Consider the following 17089-nt stretch of genomic DNA (forward strand, 5'->3'; position numbering starts at 1 on the left):
AAAATAAAACTACGGGGTAATATCAACGGCGCCGGATGCCGAAAGCTTGCGCTTGGTATCGTCGTCGAGCTTCCACTCCTGCGTGAAATAATTATCGATCATCAGATTGGCAGCCGAATCTTTAAAGAAAATAATGTCTTTGAACTCTGAAAGCTTGCGATGCATTACCGGCACGAACGGGAAACCTTCATCCTTAATGCCAGCCCACCACGGCAAGCCGGAACTTACCGCTACATAATGTCCCTCCATGGGCAGCACATAGAACAGCCCGTGAGCTGTATCGCCCTTCTTCAAATGCACCGGCAGCTGAGCGGCATACTGGCCGATCAATGCATTACTTTCTTTGGTACCAAATAAAATCAGGTTAGCACTTTCAATGTCGCTCGGCCGCACTTCCTTATCGGCCAATACGCGCGGAAAGAACATCACGCGGCCCAGGAACTCACCGCGGTACTGCGACCAGCTTGCAGCCTGCGTAGCAATGTCGACACGCTTTTTCAGCTCTTCCGGCAAAGGATTATCAGCCGTTCCGTACACATACACATGACGCGAAGAGAATGCGGCAAAAATCGGCCCCTCCGCACCTTTTTTCTTACCTGTGTAAATCGACATGATGGTCGCCCCTTCCACAGCCCATTTGCCGCCAGCAGTTTCGCGGAACAGGGTTACTACACTATCGGTCTTCGCATTCACATTTGAGCCATCGATTTTCAATGCCAATGCAGCGCCCGGCTTGAATTTTGGATGGCCTTTCAGGTTTAATGCAAACTTTTCAAGGTTCTTGGTGGTAATCTCTAATGCATTCTCCTTAGTAAACTTCGCATCGATCTCAGCCAGTTTTCCGGAAGCGAACCGGTTAAACTGTACCCAGAATGCCTTGTCATATTTGTATTGCTTACTCACAAACCGAACCTGGTTCGGATAGGGATTCCTCGTAAAATCCTTGAACCAGTCGAATATGTACTCGTTATCGTACGCATTCACCCAGCTATCATGTTTCACATCCACGAACTCTTTATAACTCACTTCTGCGCCCAGATCCTGCAAATGGCTCACCCATTTCTGCGTCCCGGCCACCGGTACCACCGGATCGGCGTCGCCGTGGAAGAAATGTACCGGGAAGTTCGTCGCATTGACTGCCAGATCGAATGTACCTGCGGGAGGCGCGGGGCACACGGGTGCGATGGCCGCCCAAATGTCCGGGCGCGTGAGGCCGATCCACAATGTTCCGCCGCCGCCCATAGAAAGGCCAGTCAGGTAAGTGCGGTTTTCATCGATTTTAAAGTGCTTTTTGACGTCGGCCAGCACATCGTACACATCCTGCTCCGGAATGCCCTGATACCCGGCCGTTCCGCGCGCGTATGGCGAGGCAACAATGTAATCCACATTCTCCCATTTCGGGAAGTAACGCGTGGCTTCCACGTCGGTTTCCCCTTCGGCATTGCTCTTACCAAATACTCTTCGTAATGCAAGCCGATGATTCGAGCCAGCGCCGTGAAGCATGATCACGAGGGGATATATTTTGTTTTCGTCGAAATTCTCGGGAAGATAGAGGCCGTAAGGTTGCTCGGTATCGTCGGCGTCGGAGAAAAATGTGAGGACCTGTGGGCCGGAAGGTAATTTTTGTGCAAACACGTCGGTATTAATTGCTGCAATACTGAGCGTTAAGCCCAGCACGGCGCTTTTCCAGTTAGGTCCCATTGGTTATACGAATTTTCGATGGCTAAATATAAATAAAAAAGGCAGGTCTTCCGACCTGCCTTTCAAGCTAACTTCTGCTTTCAGAGCAATGCAAATCTAGTTTGCCAGCTCTTCTTCCTTCTTGCGAACACTGATAACGAGTTGTTCACTCTTCTCTTCATGATCGGCCACCAGTACATCGCCTTCGCGCAGGTCGCCTTTCAATATTTCTTCTGCTACGGGATCTTCCAGGTATTTCTGGATCGCCCGATTCAAAGGACGCGCTCCGTATTGCGGATCGTAACCTTTTTCGGACAAGAAATCCTTCGCAGCTACTGTCAGTTCAATTTCATAACCCAGACCTTTCACACGGCTAAACAATTTGCCCAGTGAAATGTCGATGATGCGGTGCAAGTCTTCGCGTTGCAGCGAATTGAACACGATCACATCGTCGAGACGGTTCAGGAACTCCGGAGAGAATGCTTTACGCAATGCGCTCTGGATGGTACCTTTCATAATGTCGTCCTGGTTCTCGGATCTTGCTTTGGTAGAGAAACCGATTCCTGTTCCGAAATCTTTCAGGTCACGTGCTCCGATGTTCGAAGTCATGATGATGATCGTGTTACGGAAATCGACTCTTCTGCCCAAACCGTCCGTCAAAATACCGTCGTCGAGCACTTGCAGCAGGATGTTGAACACATCCGGGTGCGCTTTTTCGATCTCGTCGAGCAATACCACGCTGTACGGCTTGCGGCGGATTTTCTCCGTCAGCTGGCCACCTTCTTCGTAGCCCACATATCCCGGAGGCGCTCCTACCAAACGCGATACGCTGAATTTCTCCATGTATTCGCTCATATCGATGCGCACCAGCGAGTCGTCTTTATCGAACAGGTAAGTCGAGAGCACTTTCGCGAGCTCGGTTTTACCAACACCCGTTGGTCCAAGGAAAATGAATGAACCGATTGGTTTCTTAGGATCTTTCAAACCAACGCGGGTTCTCTGGATCGCTTTCACCAGTTTCTCGATCGGCGGGTCTTGGCCAATAACTTTCGCTTTCAGCTCGTCGGCCATGTTCAGCAATTTCTTGCCTTCATCCATCGAAACGTTGGTCACAGGAATACCAGTCATCATCGCAACTACCTCAGCTACATTGTGTTCTGTGACAGTATAGCGTTTCTGCTTGGTTTCTTCTTCCCATGCCAGTTTAGCTCTGTCCAACTGGTCGATCAGTTTTTTCTCACGATCTCTCAATTGTGCGGCTTCTTCGTATTTCTGGCTTTTTACAACCCGGTTTTTCTCCTGCTTGATATTCTCGATTTGTTCTTCGAGCATCAGAATATCCTCAGGAACAGTAATGTTGCTGATATGTACGCGCGCTCCAACCTCATCAAGTACGTCGATAGCCTTATCCGGCAGGAAGCGGTCGGTAATATATCTTTCCGACAATTTCACAGCAGTGCTGATCGCCTCGGGCGTATAGTTCACGTGGTGGTGATCTTCGTATTTGTCCTTGATGTTGGTCAGGATCTGGATCGTTTCTTCGATCGAAGTCGCATCCACCATCACCATCTGGAAACGACGGGCCAATGCGCCGTCTTTCTCGATGTACTGGCGGTACTCGTCGAGCGTGGTAGCTCCGATACATTGGATTTCCCCGCGCGACAATGCCGGTTTAAACATGTTCGAAGCATCCAGCGAGCCTGATGCACCACCCGCGCCCACGATCGTGTGGAGCTCATCGATGAACAGGATCACATCCGGTGATTTTTCCAGCTCGTTCATAACCGCCTTCATTCTTTCTTCAAACTGGCCGCGGTATTTGGTACCGGCTACCAGAGAAGCCAAATCGAGCGTTACGACGCGCTTGCCGAAAAGCACGCGAGATACTTTTTTCTGAACGATCCGCAATGCGAGGCCTTCTGCGATGGCTGTTTTACCAACACCAGGCTCGCCGATCAGGATCGGGTTATTCTTTTTACGACGGCTAAGTATCTGGGCCACGCGCTCGATCTCTTTCTCACGTCCGACGATCGGGTCGAGCTTGCCTACTTCCGCCATTTTGGTTAAATCCCTTCCAAAGTTATCCAGGACAGGTGTACGGGACTTTTCAGCACCTTTGGATTCTTTACCGGAAGATGAGCCGCTTCCACCTCCAAACATTCCGCCTCTGGCTTCATCATCCCCGTCTTCGGTCTCCGGCCCCATATGAGGTCTGGATCCGGATGATTGATATTCTAACATTTCCTTGATGACTTCGTAGTTAACATTGAACTTGTGCAATATCTGGGTCCCTACATTGTCTTCATCACGCAATATCGAAAGAAGCAAATGCTCGGTACCGATGAGCGTGCTTTTGAAAATTTTAGCTTCCAGATATGTAATCTTCAATACCTTCTCCGACTGCCTCGTCAGAGGGATATTCTGTAAATTTTTGACATTATTCGTGGCTGCACCTTTGGTTGCCTGCTCGATCGTCTGGCGGACGTCATCGAGCGAAACGCCGAGTTTTTTCAGCAACCCTATGGCTACACCATCTCCCTCACGGATCATTCCTAATAACAAGTGTTCTGCACCAATGTAATCGTGACCCAGGCGGAGGGCTTCTTCCCGGCTCATTGAGATTACCTCTTTCACTCTATTCGAAAATTTTGCTTCCATTGTGTAGCAATAAAAAAGTGTTTATTAAATCTTAAACGCTACTTTTTCCCTGTTTGTTCAAAATAGCTTTGATTGAGACTTACAGGATCTTAACAAAACACTTTTTGCTTCCGGCCCCATATTAAAGAGTAAATCAACAATACTTAAATTCCCCACAAAATCATTCCCGAAGGTTTGGTAATAAGTTGTCGGGCTGTAATATTTATGCAAATCCGGCTGTTTTCGGTTGTTTATGAACGATATAGCGTTTACAGCGCCTTTTTCATCCATTTCAACTCCTGACAAATTGTACTGAATCTCCTTTTTAATACCAGTCAATCTAAGACAAATTGTCAACAATTCATAGTTCAGATCGACCAGATATGCCAGCTTCTTCTCGTAAACGCGCCTGAATTCGTGCACGTAATACTCGTAAAAAGGGGACTTTCCGTAGGCTGACTGCAGGCAACCCAGATGGCGCCTCGTCCAATCCTGGTTATAGTCGATCAAAATATCTTTCGTGGAGCTCGCTGCCTCATATCCTTTCACGGGGATCGTCAGCGTATCTATTTTATTAGTAGTGAGTACATCGCAGCGATTTCTGTAAGTCTGCTTCACATACCTCTCCTCAATATCGATGTAGACCCGGTCGTACTGTAATATACAGGTAAAATACTCTAAACAAGGCAGATACTGCAATTCAATCCGTACTTCCGTGGACTGATCCTCTTTAACTAAAAAATCCGACACTATCAAATATGGTAAAGGCTTATGATATTATCAAAAAATTTATAATAATTATTTTGTACGGTCAACAATGTTCAACAGCAACTTAAATCATTACAATTTTTGATCTCACAGGAAGATACTTACATCGCCCAGGCCCTCGCGAATGATCTCAAAATCATCGCCATCCGCCTTCACAATGGTTGACGCCACGTTGCCTCCGTAACCCCCATCCACCACCATATCCACCAGGTGCTGAAACTTCTCAAAGATCAGTTCCGGATCGGTCGAATACTCGATGATCTCGTCGTCGTCGCGGATGGAAGTCGTCACGATCGGGTTCCCTAACTCTTTTACGATCAAACGGGGAATAAGGTTGTCCGGCACCCTGATTCCGACCGTTTTTTTATTGGTATTCAAAAGCTTGGGCACATTACTGGTCGCTTCCAGGATGAAGGTATAGGGCCCGGGAAGCACCCTTTTCATGGTCTTGAATGCCGTATTGCCCACTCGCGCGAAGTCGGAAATGTGGCTCAGGTCGTAGCAGATAAATGAAAAGTCGTTTTTCTGGGGCTTGATGCCTTTGATACGGGCTATTTTCTCGACGGCGCGCGTATTGTAGATGTCGCAGCCGAGACCGTAAACCGTATCGGTCGGGTAAATCACCAAACCTCCGTCGCGAAGGCAATCCACTACCTGACGGATGCGTCGCTCGTCAGGATTTTGGGGATAAATTTTAACAAACTCAGCAGGCATAAGGAAATTTTACTTTTTGACCTAACAAAATCAAAATGCAAATCCTTCCTGCGGTGTTAACTTTTTTAAGTTTTCGATATAGAAGCGGTAAGCGAAATTCACCGGCAAATGCAGCCTGCACATCAGGACGATCAGCTCTGTCTGCAACCCCGGATTCTCGATATAGTTCAATAACCGGCGGAAACGAACAGCCAGCTCAAACTCCTGCGCGTACAGACATTTACGGATAAATGTACGTATGCGCTGCGCCAAAAGATCGAACTCTTTCTGATCGCGGTTAAGATCGTAGGCTTTGTTACAAACGGCATAATAAGATTGCAGCATTCCGCTTCCCTTTTTATAAACACCCGTGGAAAGCGAAGTTTTCAACACTCGCTTTTTGGTGAGGACCTGGTCGAGGTAGAAGTATTTGAAACGAACGGAGGAACGGACCCAGAAGTCGAAATCCTCAAATGCGAGGGTCTCGTCATAGCCGCCAAGTTGCTGCAATGCAGCCGTCCGCATCATCATGGTAGGCGTGCAAATGAAGTAGCGTTCGAGAATATTTTTATAAACATCGCCGGATGGAACCTTGCAAGTCGCATTGCCCCTGTTGTCGATATTATAATGGTTATGCAACAACTGGCCTGCCTTTCCGATATACCTTGCATTTGTAAAAACTACGGCATAATCATCCGGTAATGCTTCGAATGCCTGAACCTGCTTCTCGATCCGGTCGGCCATCATCACATCGTCACCGGAAAGGTCGATCACGTATTTACCTTGTGCGATAGTAAGTCCCTGGTTGAATGCCCTGCAAAGCCCGATATTGTTGCGGTTGCGGATTACCTGAAAGGCAGGCGCCTTCCCTTTAAAACTTTCGATAACACCCAGCGTATTGTCTTTGCTCGCATTGTCGATGACGATCAGCTGAATGTATGGATAAGTCTGGTAAAAAACGGAAGCCAGGGCTTCCTCAATGTACTTTTCCTGATTAAATGCCGTCAGGATAACTGTAACGAGTGGTTGTTCCAAGTTTGTCATGATGTACGCTCCAAGCGGTCCCTTCATTACGGTGGTAGATTCGGAGGGGAAAAGGGCACCGCAGCACAAAATTACCAACAACAGGCCGGAGATGCCGATAATGTTATTATCCGGCAAATCACCGTTTTAAAGCACGCCTGGAAGCCACGCGGTTGCGCGCCCGGCTAATGCTCGCATTGATTTCAAATCCCAGAATAATTACAAATGCGAGCAAATAGATCCAGATCATCAGCGCGATCATGGTGCCGATCGAGCCATAGAGCTTGTTGTAGGAGCTGAAACGGGAAAGGTAGAAGGAAAAACCGTAGGTAGCCGCGAGAATGAGTACGGAAGCAATCACCGAGCCTGCATTCAGAAATGTAAACTGCCGCCCGTGTGAGGGCGCGAACCGGTAGATAATCGAGATCGTCAACATCAGCGAGCCAAAACTGATCAGGTAACGCAGGATATTCAGCAACGCGATCAGCCAGTTGTCGCGGATAATGTGCCACTCGCCGACGATGTTCATCACCGCATCCCCGACAATCAGCAACACGATAGAAAGGAACAGCACCGCGATCAGCAGCAACGTAAGCATCATTGCAATGCCCCGGATCGCCAGGAAACCGCGCGTTTCGGTATCATCATACACCATATCGAATGCCCGCATGAGCGACATCATACCGTTCGTGGAGGCGATCATGGCAAAAATAAAACCGAGGGAAAGTACACCCGAGCGCGGGCGGCTCACGATATCGAGGATCGTCTGGTCGGCAGCCTGGAAGGTACCGGCAGGCATATTTTCCCTCAGCAGATCCAAGATCTGCTGATCGAGGTTTTCGATCGGGATGTAGGGAATGAGGGTAAAAAGGAAGATAATCCCCGGAAACGCGGCCAGAACAAGGCTGTAAGCCACCGCCGAAGCCCGCTGATCGATCTCGTGCTTTTGATTACTGTGAACCAGGTTCAGGATAATGTCGTACAACGATACCGTTCCCCGGAACAGCATCGTTTGCTGTAACCAGAGGATAATGCGCTTGATATGACGGTTTTTCAGCAATCTTTCAAGCATAACCGGCCGCGTGTTATCCCTTCGGTTCAAAATAAGGTCTTAGTTTTTCCAACAGCTTATCCGGCGCCGGGCACAATTTGCCGGTATCCATTCGCTGGAAAACCAATGTCGTATCCCCGGTATTGAGCAAAACGCGTTCCTGATTGCGGATTTCATAGGCAAACCGGATGCGTACGCCGGGTAATTCCTCGATTTTGACAAGAATATTCAGCTCGTCGTCATAACGGGCTGGTTTCAGGTATTTATAATGGCACTCGTAAACGGGCATCATTACACCCGAATCCTCCATCGCCTTGTAATGAAAATCCAGGCTGCGCAATGCTTCTACCCTGCCGATCTCATAGTACCGCGCATAATTTCCGTAATACACATATCCCATCTGGTCGGTATCGGCATACCGCACGCGAATTCCTTTGACTTCGTGAACAAACATCCTTACTTCATGATTTTCAACCGGTTCAACTCAGCCTGGTAAAGACGCGCATTGTTGAGGTGGTCGGTATAATTGGTGGCAAATGCGTGGTACCCCGAAAGATCCGCTTTGGCACACATATAAGTATAATCGTGCTTTTCGTAGTTCAACACCGCATCCAGCGACTTGAAATCCGCCACGCGGATGGGTCCCGGAGGCAAGCCGGTATTCACATAAGTATTGTATGGCGATTTGATCAGCAACTGCTGGTTCAGAATGCGCTTGATAGCGAAGTCGCCCAATGCGAATTTGATCGTAGGATCGGCTTGCAGCGGCATATTGGCATGCAGACGGTTAATATATAAGCCAGCCACGCGCGGACGCTCATCCACTTTGCGCGCCTGCTCTTCCTCCACGATCGAAGCCAGGATCGAAACCTGAACCGGTGTCAGACCGATTTCCTTTGCCCTTGCAACCTTCTCGTCGGACCAGAATTTTTTGTATTCACTGTGCATCCTGTCGAGGAACTTCTCGGTGCCAGTAGTCCAGTAAATTTCGTAGGTATTAGGGAGGAACATGGATACGATCGTCAATGTATCGAGGCCATACTTGTTGCAAACCGCCGGGTCGTTTAGTGCCTTGCGGAAACTATCTTCTCCAAATTCAAAGCGCGAACCAATGCGCTTGATCAGGTCTTCTTTCAGGCGGATATTGTTGAATGTCAGCTTCACAGCATCCTGGCTGCCCGACGAAAGCTTTTTAATCACCTCATAGTTATTGCTTTTCGGCTTGATCACATAGCGGCCCGGCTTCACTTTTTCAGTGTATTTCAAAAATTTAGCCAAAAACTGGAATGAAATGTGGTCGTTAATAACCTCGTGCTTGTTCAGTGTGTCCAGAACGGTTTTGTAAGTAGCGCCTTCGGGAATGAGCAACACAAAGCTCGACTCTTTATCAGCCTGCAAGTTCGGCGTCCGGAAAATCTGCCAGAAGTAGAAGGTAAATGTGGTGGCCAGGATCGCAATCGTGATGAACAATCCTATTTTAAAATTACGCGACATATGTTTCAGCGGTCAGCCGTCGGCCGTCAGTTTTTTTAGTTTTATAAATTGATTTCAAATGGTATGCCGAAACGCTTCGCCAACTCATCGAGTGACAAAACTACCGGTTCGAGCAGTTTGATACCGTTCACACTGCGATCCGCCTCCATTTCACGTTCGGGGTCGCCTGGAATAAGCACTTTCTCGCCATCCACAGCCCGCGCATTGCGGAATGCACCGATCCATTTGTCCATATCGGCCTTAAACTCATCGGCCGGACGGAAGCCGTCCACACGCATCGCACCCAGGAAATGCCCGGTACCAAGCCCGACGCTCTGCTGCACGCCCATAAAACCGGCAGTGGCAAATGGCGGCACCCACGGCCCAAAGTTAGCACCGGAAAGCACACCGGAGAAAATATCGACGATCGCGCCGAGGCCATAACCTTTATGGCTGCCATGTTCACGATCCGAACCGAGGGGCAGCAAACCGCCCCCGCTTTTTACGGCATTGGAATCGGTCGTAGGGTTACCATCGGCATCCTGCGCCCATCCCAGCGGCGCGGGAAGGCCTTTTCTTTGTAATATCTCAAACTTACCATAGGCCACAGCCGTCGATGCGAAGTCTGCCACAAAGGCAGGTTCCGTCAATGCAGGTACCGCAACGGCAATCGGGTTGGTACCTAATAATTTATCCAGCGAGAAGGTCGGGGTAACGAGCGGCGCGGCATTGGTCATGGTCCAACCGATCATATCCTTCTGCAATGCCAGCATGGCGTGATAACCCGCAATGCCGAAATGGTTTGAGTTTCTAACCGATACCCAGCCCGAACCTACCTTTTCAGCCTTTTCCATGGCAATTTCCATAGCTTTCGGCGCTACTACGAGGCCTAACCCGCGGTCGCCATCCACCACGGCGGTACTCGGCGTTTCGTAGGCGATGGTCACATTCGGTTTCGGGTTCAGGCGGCCGTGATCATAAAGCCTCACATAACCCGCCAAACGTGCGATACCGTGGGAATCCACACCGCGCAAATCCGCGCTGACCAACACTTCGGAAGCCAGCCTGGCTTCCTCCTGAGAACATCCTATTGCCAGAAAAACCTGCTCGGTGAAATGTTTTAAATAACTGGCCTGATACATATACGTCAAATAATGAACTTCTTGCTAATTTTGCCCTACCGCCAACCAGCGCGCCCTGCGTGCGGCGCCCGGCGTGCAAATATGGAAATTAAAAACTCATTCCTCAAACGCATCATCAGCTACTTCATCCGGGGGCTCGTGCTGGTGGCGCCGTTGTACGCGACAGCCCTCATTATCTGGTCGGGCGTCGAATACCTCGACAGTATCCTTCCCATCGAAATCCCGATCTCGAACCAACAGATGGTGTATTTACCCGGTCTGGGCGTGCTGATCATCATTTTCGGCATTATCCTGCTTGGTTTCCTCTTCTCGACGATCGTCCCGCAATCTTTCTTCAAGTTCACCGAAAGCATTATGCGGCGCATACCGCTGGTGAGTTTGATATACTACTCCATTAAAGACCTCATTCTAGCATTTGTCGGGGATAAAAAGAAGTTCAACCAGCCGGTGCTGGTAACGATGTACAAGGATACTGATATCAAAAAGATCGGCTTCATCACCCAAACCGACCTCAGCCACCTCAAAATCGCCGATCATGTGGCGGTGTACATGCCACTCTCCTACTCGCTGTCGGGTGAGCTCTTTATTGTGCCCGCCGCGAACGTAACACCGGTCGAAGCCAAGGCCACAGACGTGATGAAGATGCTTGTATCCGGCGGTGTGTCTGTAAAGGTTTCGAAGGAAGAAACGGCTGAGGAAGACTAGTTTAACCCGTTTTTAATGAGCAACAATGCAACAGTTGTGCCCGTTTAAGAGAATGATTCCCTATATTTGAACCATTCTTTTAGTACTATGAGACTACTCCTTCCCATTGTCGTTTTGCTGTTCCTGGGGAATATCAAAGCATGGTCGCAAGACCATTATGACCCTAAGAAAACCCTTTCCAGTGAAGAACTCTTTCTGAAACAGGGTAGCAGCAACCGGGTAATCGCCACGCCGGGACAAAAATATCTGGTACTTGACGCGTCCCCGGTCATTGGTGGTTTCCACAGGTACCGGTTCTTTCCGGGCGACAATATCAAATTCCGGATGAAGAACGAAACGATACGCTTCAATGAAACGATTGCTTCCGTGGACGACACCGGTTTTACCATTGGTGTGGTGAACGAAGCCGTTGGGCGGATGGACTACCAGCACATTTTGCTGGAAGATATCCGGTTAATGAAGGTTTCAAAAAGAATCCCGTTCATTTCACAGGCAGCTCCGTTGCTTCCACTAGCGGGTTTGATCTTCATCGGGGCCGATTTTTTCAACAAAGGCGTCGACAACAAACGCTACACTACCGACACTTCCACGCTCGTCATCGGCGGCTCGCTTATGGCTGCGGGGTATATTTGTTATAAATTCACGTTCGCTTCCCTGAAAATCAATTCCAGGAATAAGCTAAAAGTGCTTGAAACCTATTAATTGCGAAACACCATATCCGAAAAGTGAAATCCATTCTCGTTCATCCCCCCCAACAACCCATACGTGCAGAAATACAGCTTGCCGCATCCAAAAGTGAATGTAACCGCGCGCTGATCATCAATGCGCTCACCGGCTTCCAGTCGGAGCTGACCAACATTTCCGAAGCCCGCGACTCGCAAACCATGCTGCGCCTGCTGAATTCGAACGACGCCGTTGCGGACGTGATCGACGCGGGAACGACCATGCGCTTTCTGACAGCCTACTTTGCAGTTACCAATCAGAAGAAAACCATGACCGGCACGCCTCGTATGTGCGAGCGCCCGATCGGCATACTCGTGGATGCGCTGCGCAAGCTCGGGGCTGATATTACCTACGAAAAAGTGGAAGGCTACCCGCCGCTCCAACTGAATGGTTTCAACTACTCGGGAAACAATGAACTGACTATGCGCGGCGACGTGAGCAGCCAGTACATTTCCGCATTGCTGATGATCGCACCGCAGCTTCCGAGCGGTTTGAAGATCAAACTCGAAGGTGAAGTAGGGTCAAGACCTTACATTGAAATGACTTTGAACCAGATGGCGCATTTCGGTATCGAATATATCGCCGACTGGGAACATAATATATTGACGATCCCCGCATTCAAATACCAGCCCAAACCTTACGCGATCGAATCCGACTGGTCGGGAGCGAGCTACTGGTACAGCATTGTGGCTTTGGCCGAAGACGCGGAAGTTGAATTATTGGGATTGAAAAAAGATTCGCTGCAAGGCGATAGCGCAATCGTCGACATCATGCGTCACCTCGGCGTAGAAAGCGTATTCACCGACCGCGGCGTGCTTTTGACCAAGATCCCTGCGAAAGCATCATTAGGCTGGGATTTTACCAACTGTCCAGACCTCGCTCAGACCGTAGCGGTTGTTGCCGCCATTAAAAAGATCCGCCTGTCGCTCACCGGTATCGAGAGCCTGAAAATCAAGGAAACCGACCGCGTTTTTGCATTGCAGCAAGAGCTGGCCAAGCTTGGCGCGGAATTGGAAGAAGTTGAAAAAGACCATTTGTACGAAGTTAACACCCTCACCGACATTCCTACCGACCCTGTACCGTCCATTCACACCTACGACGATCACCGTATGGCGATGGCGTTCGCGCCCGTAGGCATGGTAAGCGATATCCTGATCGAGGAGCCTGGTGTGGTTGTAAAATCCTATCCCGGTTACTGGAAAGACCTCGCGAAGGTTACCACCTGGGAAGAAGTTTAGAATATTCACCATCTGGAATTGTTTATGGAAACTGTCTGGTCGTTCCTGGCATCGGTGCCAGTTTGGCTCTACATTGTGATCGCCATTGCCGTCATCATCGCATTGAGGGATATTTTACAAAAAAGGCACACCATTCAGCATAACTTTCCATTGGTAGGGCATTTCCGGTACATGATCGAGACGATCGGGCCGGAATTGCGCCAGTACATTGTAGCCAACAACCGGGAGGAGCTGCCGTTCAACCGCCGGCAGCGCTCCTGGATTTACGCTTCTTCCAAAAAGGAGAACAACTACCAGGGTTTCGGTACCGACCAGAACATGCAGGAGGCGGGTTATGTCCTCATCAAACCTTCGATGCTGCCTTACCGCGTGGATTCTACCCACAGCCACCACGTCAAAAACGGCAACGACCCACACCATTACACCATTCCGAGCGCCAAGGTGATCGGCAAATACCATGGTCGCAAGCGCCCGTACCGCCCGCGTTCGGTCGTGAATGTGAGCGCAATGAGTTACGGATCGCTTTCCGCACGTGCGATCGAGTCGTTGAATAAAGGCTCTTTCAAATTCGGCAACTACCATAATACCGGCGAAGGCGGCCTATCTCCCTACCATAAATATGGCGCGGACGTGGTTTTCAACATGGGTACCTCCTATTTCGGCGTGCGTGATGACGACGGCAATTTTGTAATGGAAAAGCTGGTGAAGCTGATGCAAAACAATCCAGCCGTGCGGATGATCGAGCTGAAACTCTCGCAAGGCGCCAAACCCGGCAAGGGCGGTGTGCTTCCGGCCAGCAAAATCACCGCCGAAATCGCCGAGATCCGCGGGGTACCGATCGGGAAAGACGTTGTGTCGCCTCCTTACCACAGCGCATTCTCGGACGTACGCGGCATGGTCGATTTCATTGAGGCAATGGCTGCTGCAACCGGATTACCGGTTGGCATTAAATCGGCGGTAGGAAAGACCGAAATGTGGGAAGAACTTGCAGACATCATGGTAGAAACCGGCAAAGGACCCGATTTCATTACCATCGATGGCGGAGAAGGCGGTACAGGCGCGGCGCCTCCATCATTTGCAGACCACGTGTCGCTGCCCCTAGTTTTTGCATTCAGTACGGTTTATAAAATATTCCAAAAACATAACCTTAACGATAAGATCACCTTCATAGCCTCGGGTAAGCTCGGACTGCCCGCACAGGCTGTAATGGCATTCGCGATGGGTGCCGACATCATCAACGTTGCACGCGAGGCAATGCTCTCTATCGGCTGCATTCAGGCGCAGACCTGCCACACCAACCGCTGCCCGACAGGCATTGCTACCAATAACAAATGGCTGGAATCGGGCATCGATCCGGCATTGAAGAGCGAGCGCTTCAACAACTACATGAAGACGCTGGCGAAGGAAATCATCGAAATCACACACGCCTCGGGTTATGAGCACCCCTGCCAGTTCGGAATGGCTGATATCGATATTTCAATGGGAGATAACAACCGCACGATTACGTTGGCCGACAATTATGGTTATCTCAAAACCGTCGTCCCTTTCCCCGGCATCAATGCATTGCTGGAATGCGACCACCTCGGAGGGCGCGATATACCGGGAGAAAAAACAGCCTAGCCACAGGATAACCTCCACAATTTTGCCTTTAAAGAAGTATATGGAAAAAGAAACAACGAGCGTTGCTTTCAAAAAACCGCGTCCATGAAAAAAACTTTACTGCTTACCGCATTTGCATTCCTGTTAGTCCAAAGTACTGTTCTAGCACAGAGCAACCCAAGGTATCTCGTGCTGTTTAAAGACAAAGCCAACAGTCCCTATTCCCTTGACAGGCCGACTGAGATCCTCTCGCAACGCTCCATCGACAGGCGGACAAAGCAGAATATCGCCATTACTTCCCATGACTTCCCAGTAAATCCGGGTTACCTCTTTGCCGTCCGCCAAATAGGCGCGAAGGTGATTTACCCCAGCCGCTGGTTCAACGGCGCATTGGTAGAAGCTTCCGATGCCCAATTGGCGGAAATCAAAAAAATGCCATTCTACAAAGGGATTGAGTTGAACCTGCCCGTTGCCAATATCAGTTCCCAATCTCCCGGCATTGCCCGCACGGCCGCAACCCATCAAAAGCTCGGCACGACAGAAAGTATCGATTACGGCCGAATGAACAATCAGCTTGCTTTGATGGAAGTGGCCGATATGCACCAAAAAGGCTTCCAGGGCGAGAATATGCTCATTGCAGTGCTCGACAATGGCTTTGCCAGCGGAAATGAAGTAGCGTATTTCAAACAGCTCCGCGACGAGAAGCGCATTATCGACACGCACGATTTCGTAGCACGCGATGGTAATGTATACAACGACGGCTTCCACGGCCTGAGCGTGATGTCTACCATTGCCGCCTACCTGCCGGGCACGCTCGTAGGGACTGCATTCAAGGCTTCATTTGCATTATATGTTACCGAAAACAACTTCGGCGAGTCGCCCTATGAAGAAATCACCTGGTTGATGGCGGCAGAACGCGCCGACAGCCTGGGCGCGGATGTGATCAACTCGTCGCTCGGCTACACGACTTTCGATGATGAATACAACACCCCGGCCTACAATCATACCTATAAGGATATGGACGGCAAAACGACGATCGTAAGCCGCGCCGCGCGCTATGCCACGCGGAAAGGTATAATAGTGGTAAACTCGGCGGGAAATGACGGAAGCAACAGCTGGCATTACGTGGGCGCCCCGGCGGACGTTGACTCGGTACTAACCGTCGGCGCGACCAATTACGACCGCAGTTATGCGTCATTAAGTTCTGTCGGCCCGAATGCGGCACAACAGCAAAAGCCCGATGTCGCAGCTGTGGGCGCGGGAACCATCGTCGGTGATCTCAACGGCGGCGCTACCAGCGGTTATGGAACGTCCTATTCGGCTCCGCAAATCGCCGGGGTTGCAGCCATTCTCTGGCAGGCATTTCCAAACCTCACCGCACAGCAGGTTATTTATGTATTAAAAAAATCGGGTCATCTGGCTGCCACGCCGAACAATATGCTGGGCTATGGCGTACCAAACCTCGTGAAAGCGCAGGAAATTGCTAAGGACGAGTTTTCTCCATTGGGTACCGAAGGCACATTGCTGAGCTCCGTCGTGCTTTCTCCCAACCCGGCGCAGGACGAAGTGACGCTTACGATCCCCCAAACGCTGATCGGCAAAATGGCGAATGTAAGCGTGTACGCGGTAAGCGGTGCAACCATGCATTCGGCTGCCGCGCGGCTCGCCGCCAAACACACCATTGCCACCGGCCAGCTCGCCTCGGGACTTTACCTGGTGCGCCTCAAAGTCGACGACCAGGAAAGGACGTTGAAATTTATAAAGCGGTAGTCTTCCGAACCATGCGCATGATCGACTCGGAGTCGTTGGAATGCTGTACTTCCGACACGGGTACCCATTGCACGTCTTTGGATTCGCTGTTCAGCACAATTTCCTGCCCTTCCGCCGCCTTGAAAGCGAAGCGGATATCGTAATGGTAATGCTCGGGGATCTCTTTATTGACAGGGATCAAATGTACGTCCACGTCGAAAATACCGTCTTTCAATGCATGCAGGTCGGTGATACCGGTTTCTTCCATTACTTCTTTCATGGCTACCTCCCGTACATCGGGATCTCCGTCGCAATGGCCGCCGGGCTGAAACCAGCGGTCGAGTTTGCGATGGTGCATGAGTAGTACCGCGTCTTTTCCCGGCGAAAGTACCCAGCCCGATGCGGTAATGTGGCCAATCAGCAGGCTGCGTTCGAAACAATCGGGGTGCTGTTTCACAAAATCGACCGTATCGTTGTGCATTTCAGCCTCTAAGCCCGGCTCCGGTTCGTAGGCGGCGAGTAATGCAAGCAAACTGTCCCTTTTCATTTTTAGACTATGTGGTTTTTTCATTCTAATTTCACCACAAGTTTAACAACTGAAAGCAATA

Annotated in this window: 15 protein-coding genes; 5 read left to right on the top strand and 10 right to left on the bottom strand. The window is 50.0% G+C overall.

What is annotated here, in order from left to right:
* Positions 1–9: 9 nt before the first annotated feature.
* From BLQ88_RS13905 to BLQ88_RS13945, 9 genes are all read right to left on the bottom strand, one after another.
* The gene (locus BLQ88_RS13905; protein ID WP_090150813.1) at positions 10–1701 is read right to left on the bottom strand and encodes a carboxylesterase family protein; all 1692 of its coding nucleotides are present in this window, start codon (positions 1699–1701) and stop codon (positions 10–12) included.
* A gap of 96 nt (positions 1702–1797) precedes the next feature.
* Positions 1798–4338, bottom strand: a complete 2541-nt coding sequence (locus tag BLQ88_RS13910) for an ATP-dependent Clp protease ATP-binding subunit (protein WP_090150817.1) — start codon at positions 4336–4338, stop codon at positions 1798–1800.
* Positions 4339–4395: 57 nt separating this feature from the next.
* Positions 4396–5067 carry a WbqC family protein gene (locus tag BLQ88_RS13915; RefSeq protein ID WP_229212694.1) on the bottom strand — a complete coding sequence of 224 codons (672 nt, stop codon included), beginning with the start codon at positions 5065–5067 and terminating at the stop codon, positions 4396–4398.
* 105 nt (positions 5068–5172) lie between these two features.
* Positions 5173–5799 (bottom strand): L-threonylcarbamoyladenylate synthase, encoded by a 627-nt coding sequence (locus tag BLQ88_RS13920; protein WP_090150823.1) that lies wholly within the window; start codon positions 5797–5799, stop codon positions 5173–5175.
* A 30-nt stretch (positions 5800–5829) separates the two neighbouring features.
* Positions 5830–6822, bottom strand: a complete 993-nt coding sequence (locus tag BLQ88_RS13925) for a glycosyltransferase family 2 protein (protein ID WP_090151547.1) — start codon at positions 6820–6822, stop codon at positions 5830–5832.
* A gap of 118 nt (positions 6823–6940) precedes the next feature.
* Positions 6941–7873, bottom strand: coding sequence for a YihY/virulence factor BrkB family protein (locus tag BLQ88_RS13930; RefSeq protein WP_090150826.1), 933 nt, complete (start codon positions 7871–7873; stop codon positions 6941–6943).
* A 13-nt stretch (positions 7874–7886) separates the two neighbouring features.
* Positions 7887–8306: an acyl-CoA thioesterase gene (locus tag BLQ88_RS13935; RefSeq protein WP_090150828.1), complete on the bottom strand. Its 420-nt coding sequence runs from the start codon at positions 8304–8306 to the stop codon at positions 7887–7889.
* A 2-nt stretch (positions 8307–8308) separates the two neighbouring features.
* The gene (mltG, locus tag BLQ88_RS13940) at positions 8309–9346 is read right to left on the bottom strand and encodes an endolytic transglycosylase MltG (protein WP_090150830.1); all 1038 of its coding nucleotides are present in this window, start codon (positions 9344–9346) and stop codon (positions 8309–8311) included.
* Positions 9347–9387: 41 nt separating this feature from the next.
* Positions 9388–10467, bottom strand: coding sequence for an Ldh family oxidoreductase (locus BLQ88_RS13945; protein ID WP_090150833.1), 1080 nt, complete (start codon positions 10465–10467; stop codon positions 9388–9390).
* An 81-nt stretch (positions 10468–10548) separates the two neighbouring features.
* Between BLQ88_RS13945 and BLQ88_RS13950 the strand changes: the two genes are divergently transcribed.
* The 5 genes from BLQ88_RS13950 to BLQ88_RS13970 all read left to right on the top strand — a co-directional run bounded on the left by BLQ88_RS13950 (position 10549) and on the right by BLQ88_RS13970 (position 16502).
* Positions 10549–11172 (top strand): DUF502 domain-containing protein, encoded by a 624-nt coding sequence (locus tag BLQ88_RS13950; protein WP_090151550.1) that lies wholly within the window; start codon positions 10549–10551, stop codon positions 11170–11172.
* Positions 11173–11259: 87 nt separating this feature from the next.
* Entirely contained in the window at positions 11260–11874 is a 615-nt protein-coding gene (locus tag BLQ88_RS13955; RefSeq protein WP_090150836.1) for a hypothetical protein, read from the top strand.
* 23 nt (positions 11875–11897) lie between these two features.
* Positions 11898–13133, top strand: coding sequence for a 3-phosphoshikimate 1-carboxyvinyltransferase (locus tag BLQ88_RS13960; protein WP_090150839.1), 1236 nt, complete (start codon positions 11898–11900; stop codon positions 13131–13133).
* A gap of 24 nt (positions 13134–13157) precedes the next feature.
* On the top strand, positions 13158–14753 hold the full coding sequence (locus tag BLQ88_RS13965; protein ID WP_090150842.1) for an FMN-binding glutamate synthase family protein: 1596 nt from the start codon (positions 13158–13160) through the stop codon (positions 14751–14753).
* Between the two features lie 84 nt (positions 14754–14837).
* Positions 14838–16502 carry a S8 family peptidase gene (locus BLQ88_RS13970; protein ID WP_090150845.1) on the top strand — a complete coding sequence of 555 codons (1665 nt, stop codon included), beginning with the start codon at positions 14838–14840 and terminating at the stop codon, positions 16500–16502.
* Here BLQ88_RS13970 and BLQ88_RS13975 read toward each other — a convergent pair.
* Complete coding sequence (locus BLQ88_RS13975) at positions 16489–17028, bottom strand: NUDIX hydrolase (protein WP_090150848.1); 540 nt, start codon at positions 17026–17028, stop codon at positions 16489–16491. The genes BLQ88_RS13970 and BLQ88_RS13975 overlap by 14 nt on opposite strands.
* Between the last annotated feature and the right edge of the window lie 61 nt (positions 17029–17089).

It is taken from the genome of Dyadobacter soli (assembly GCF_900101885.1).
Lineage (GTDB): Bacteria > Bacteroidota > Bacteroidia > Cytophagales > Spirosomataceae > Dyadobacter > Dyadobacter soli.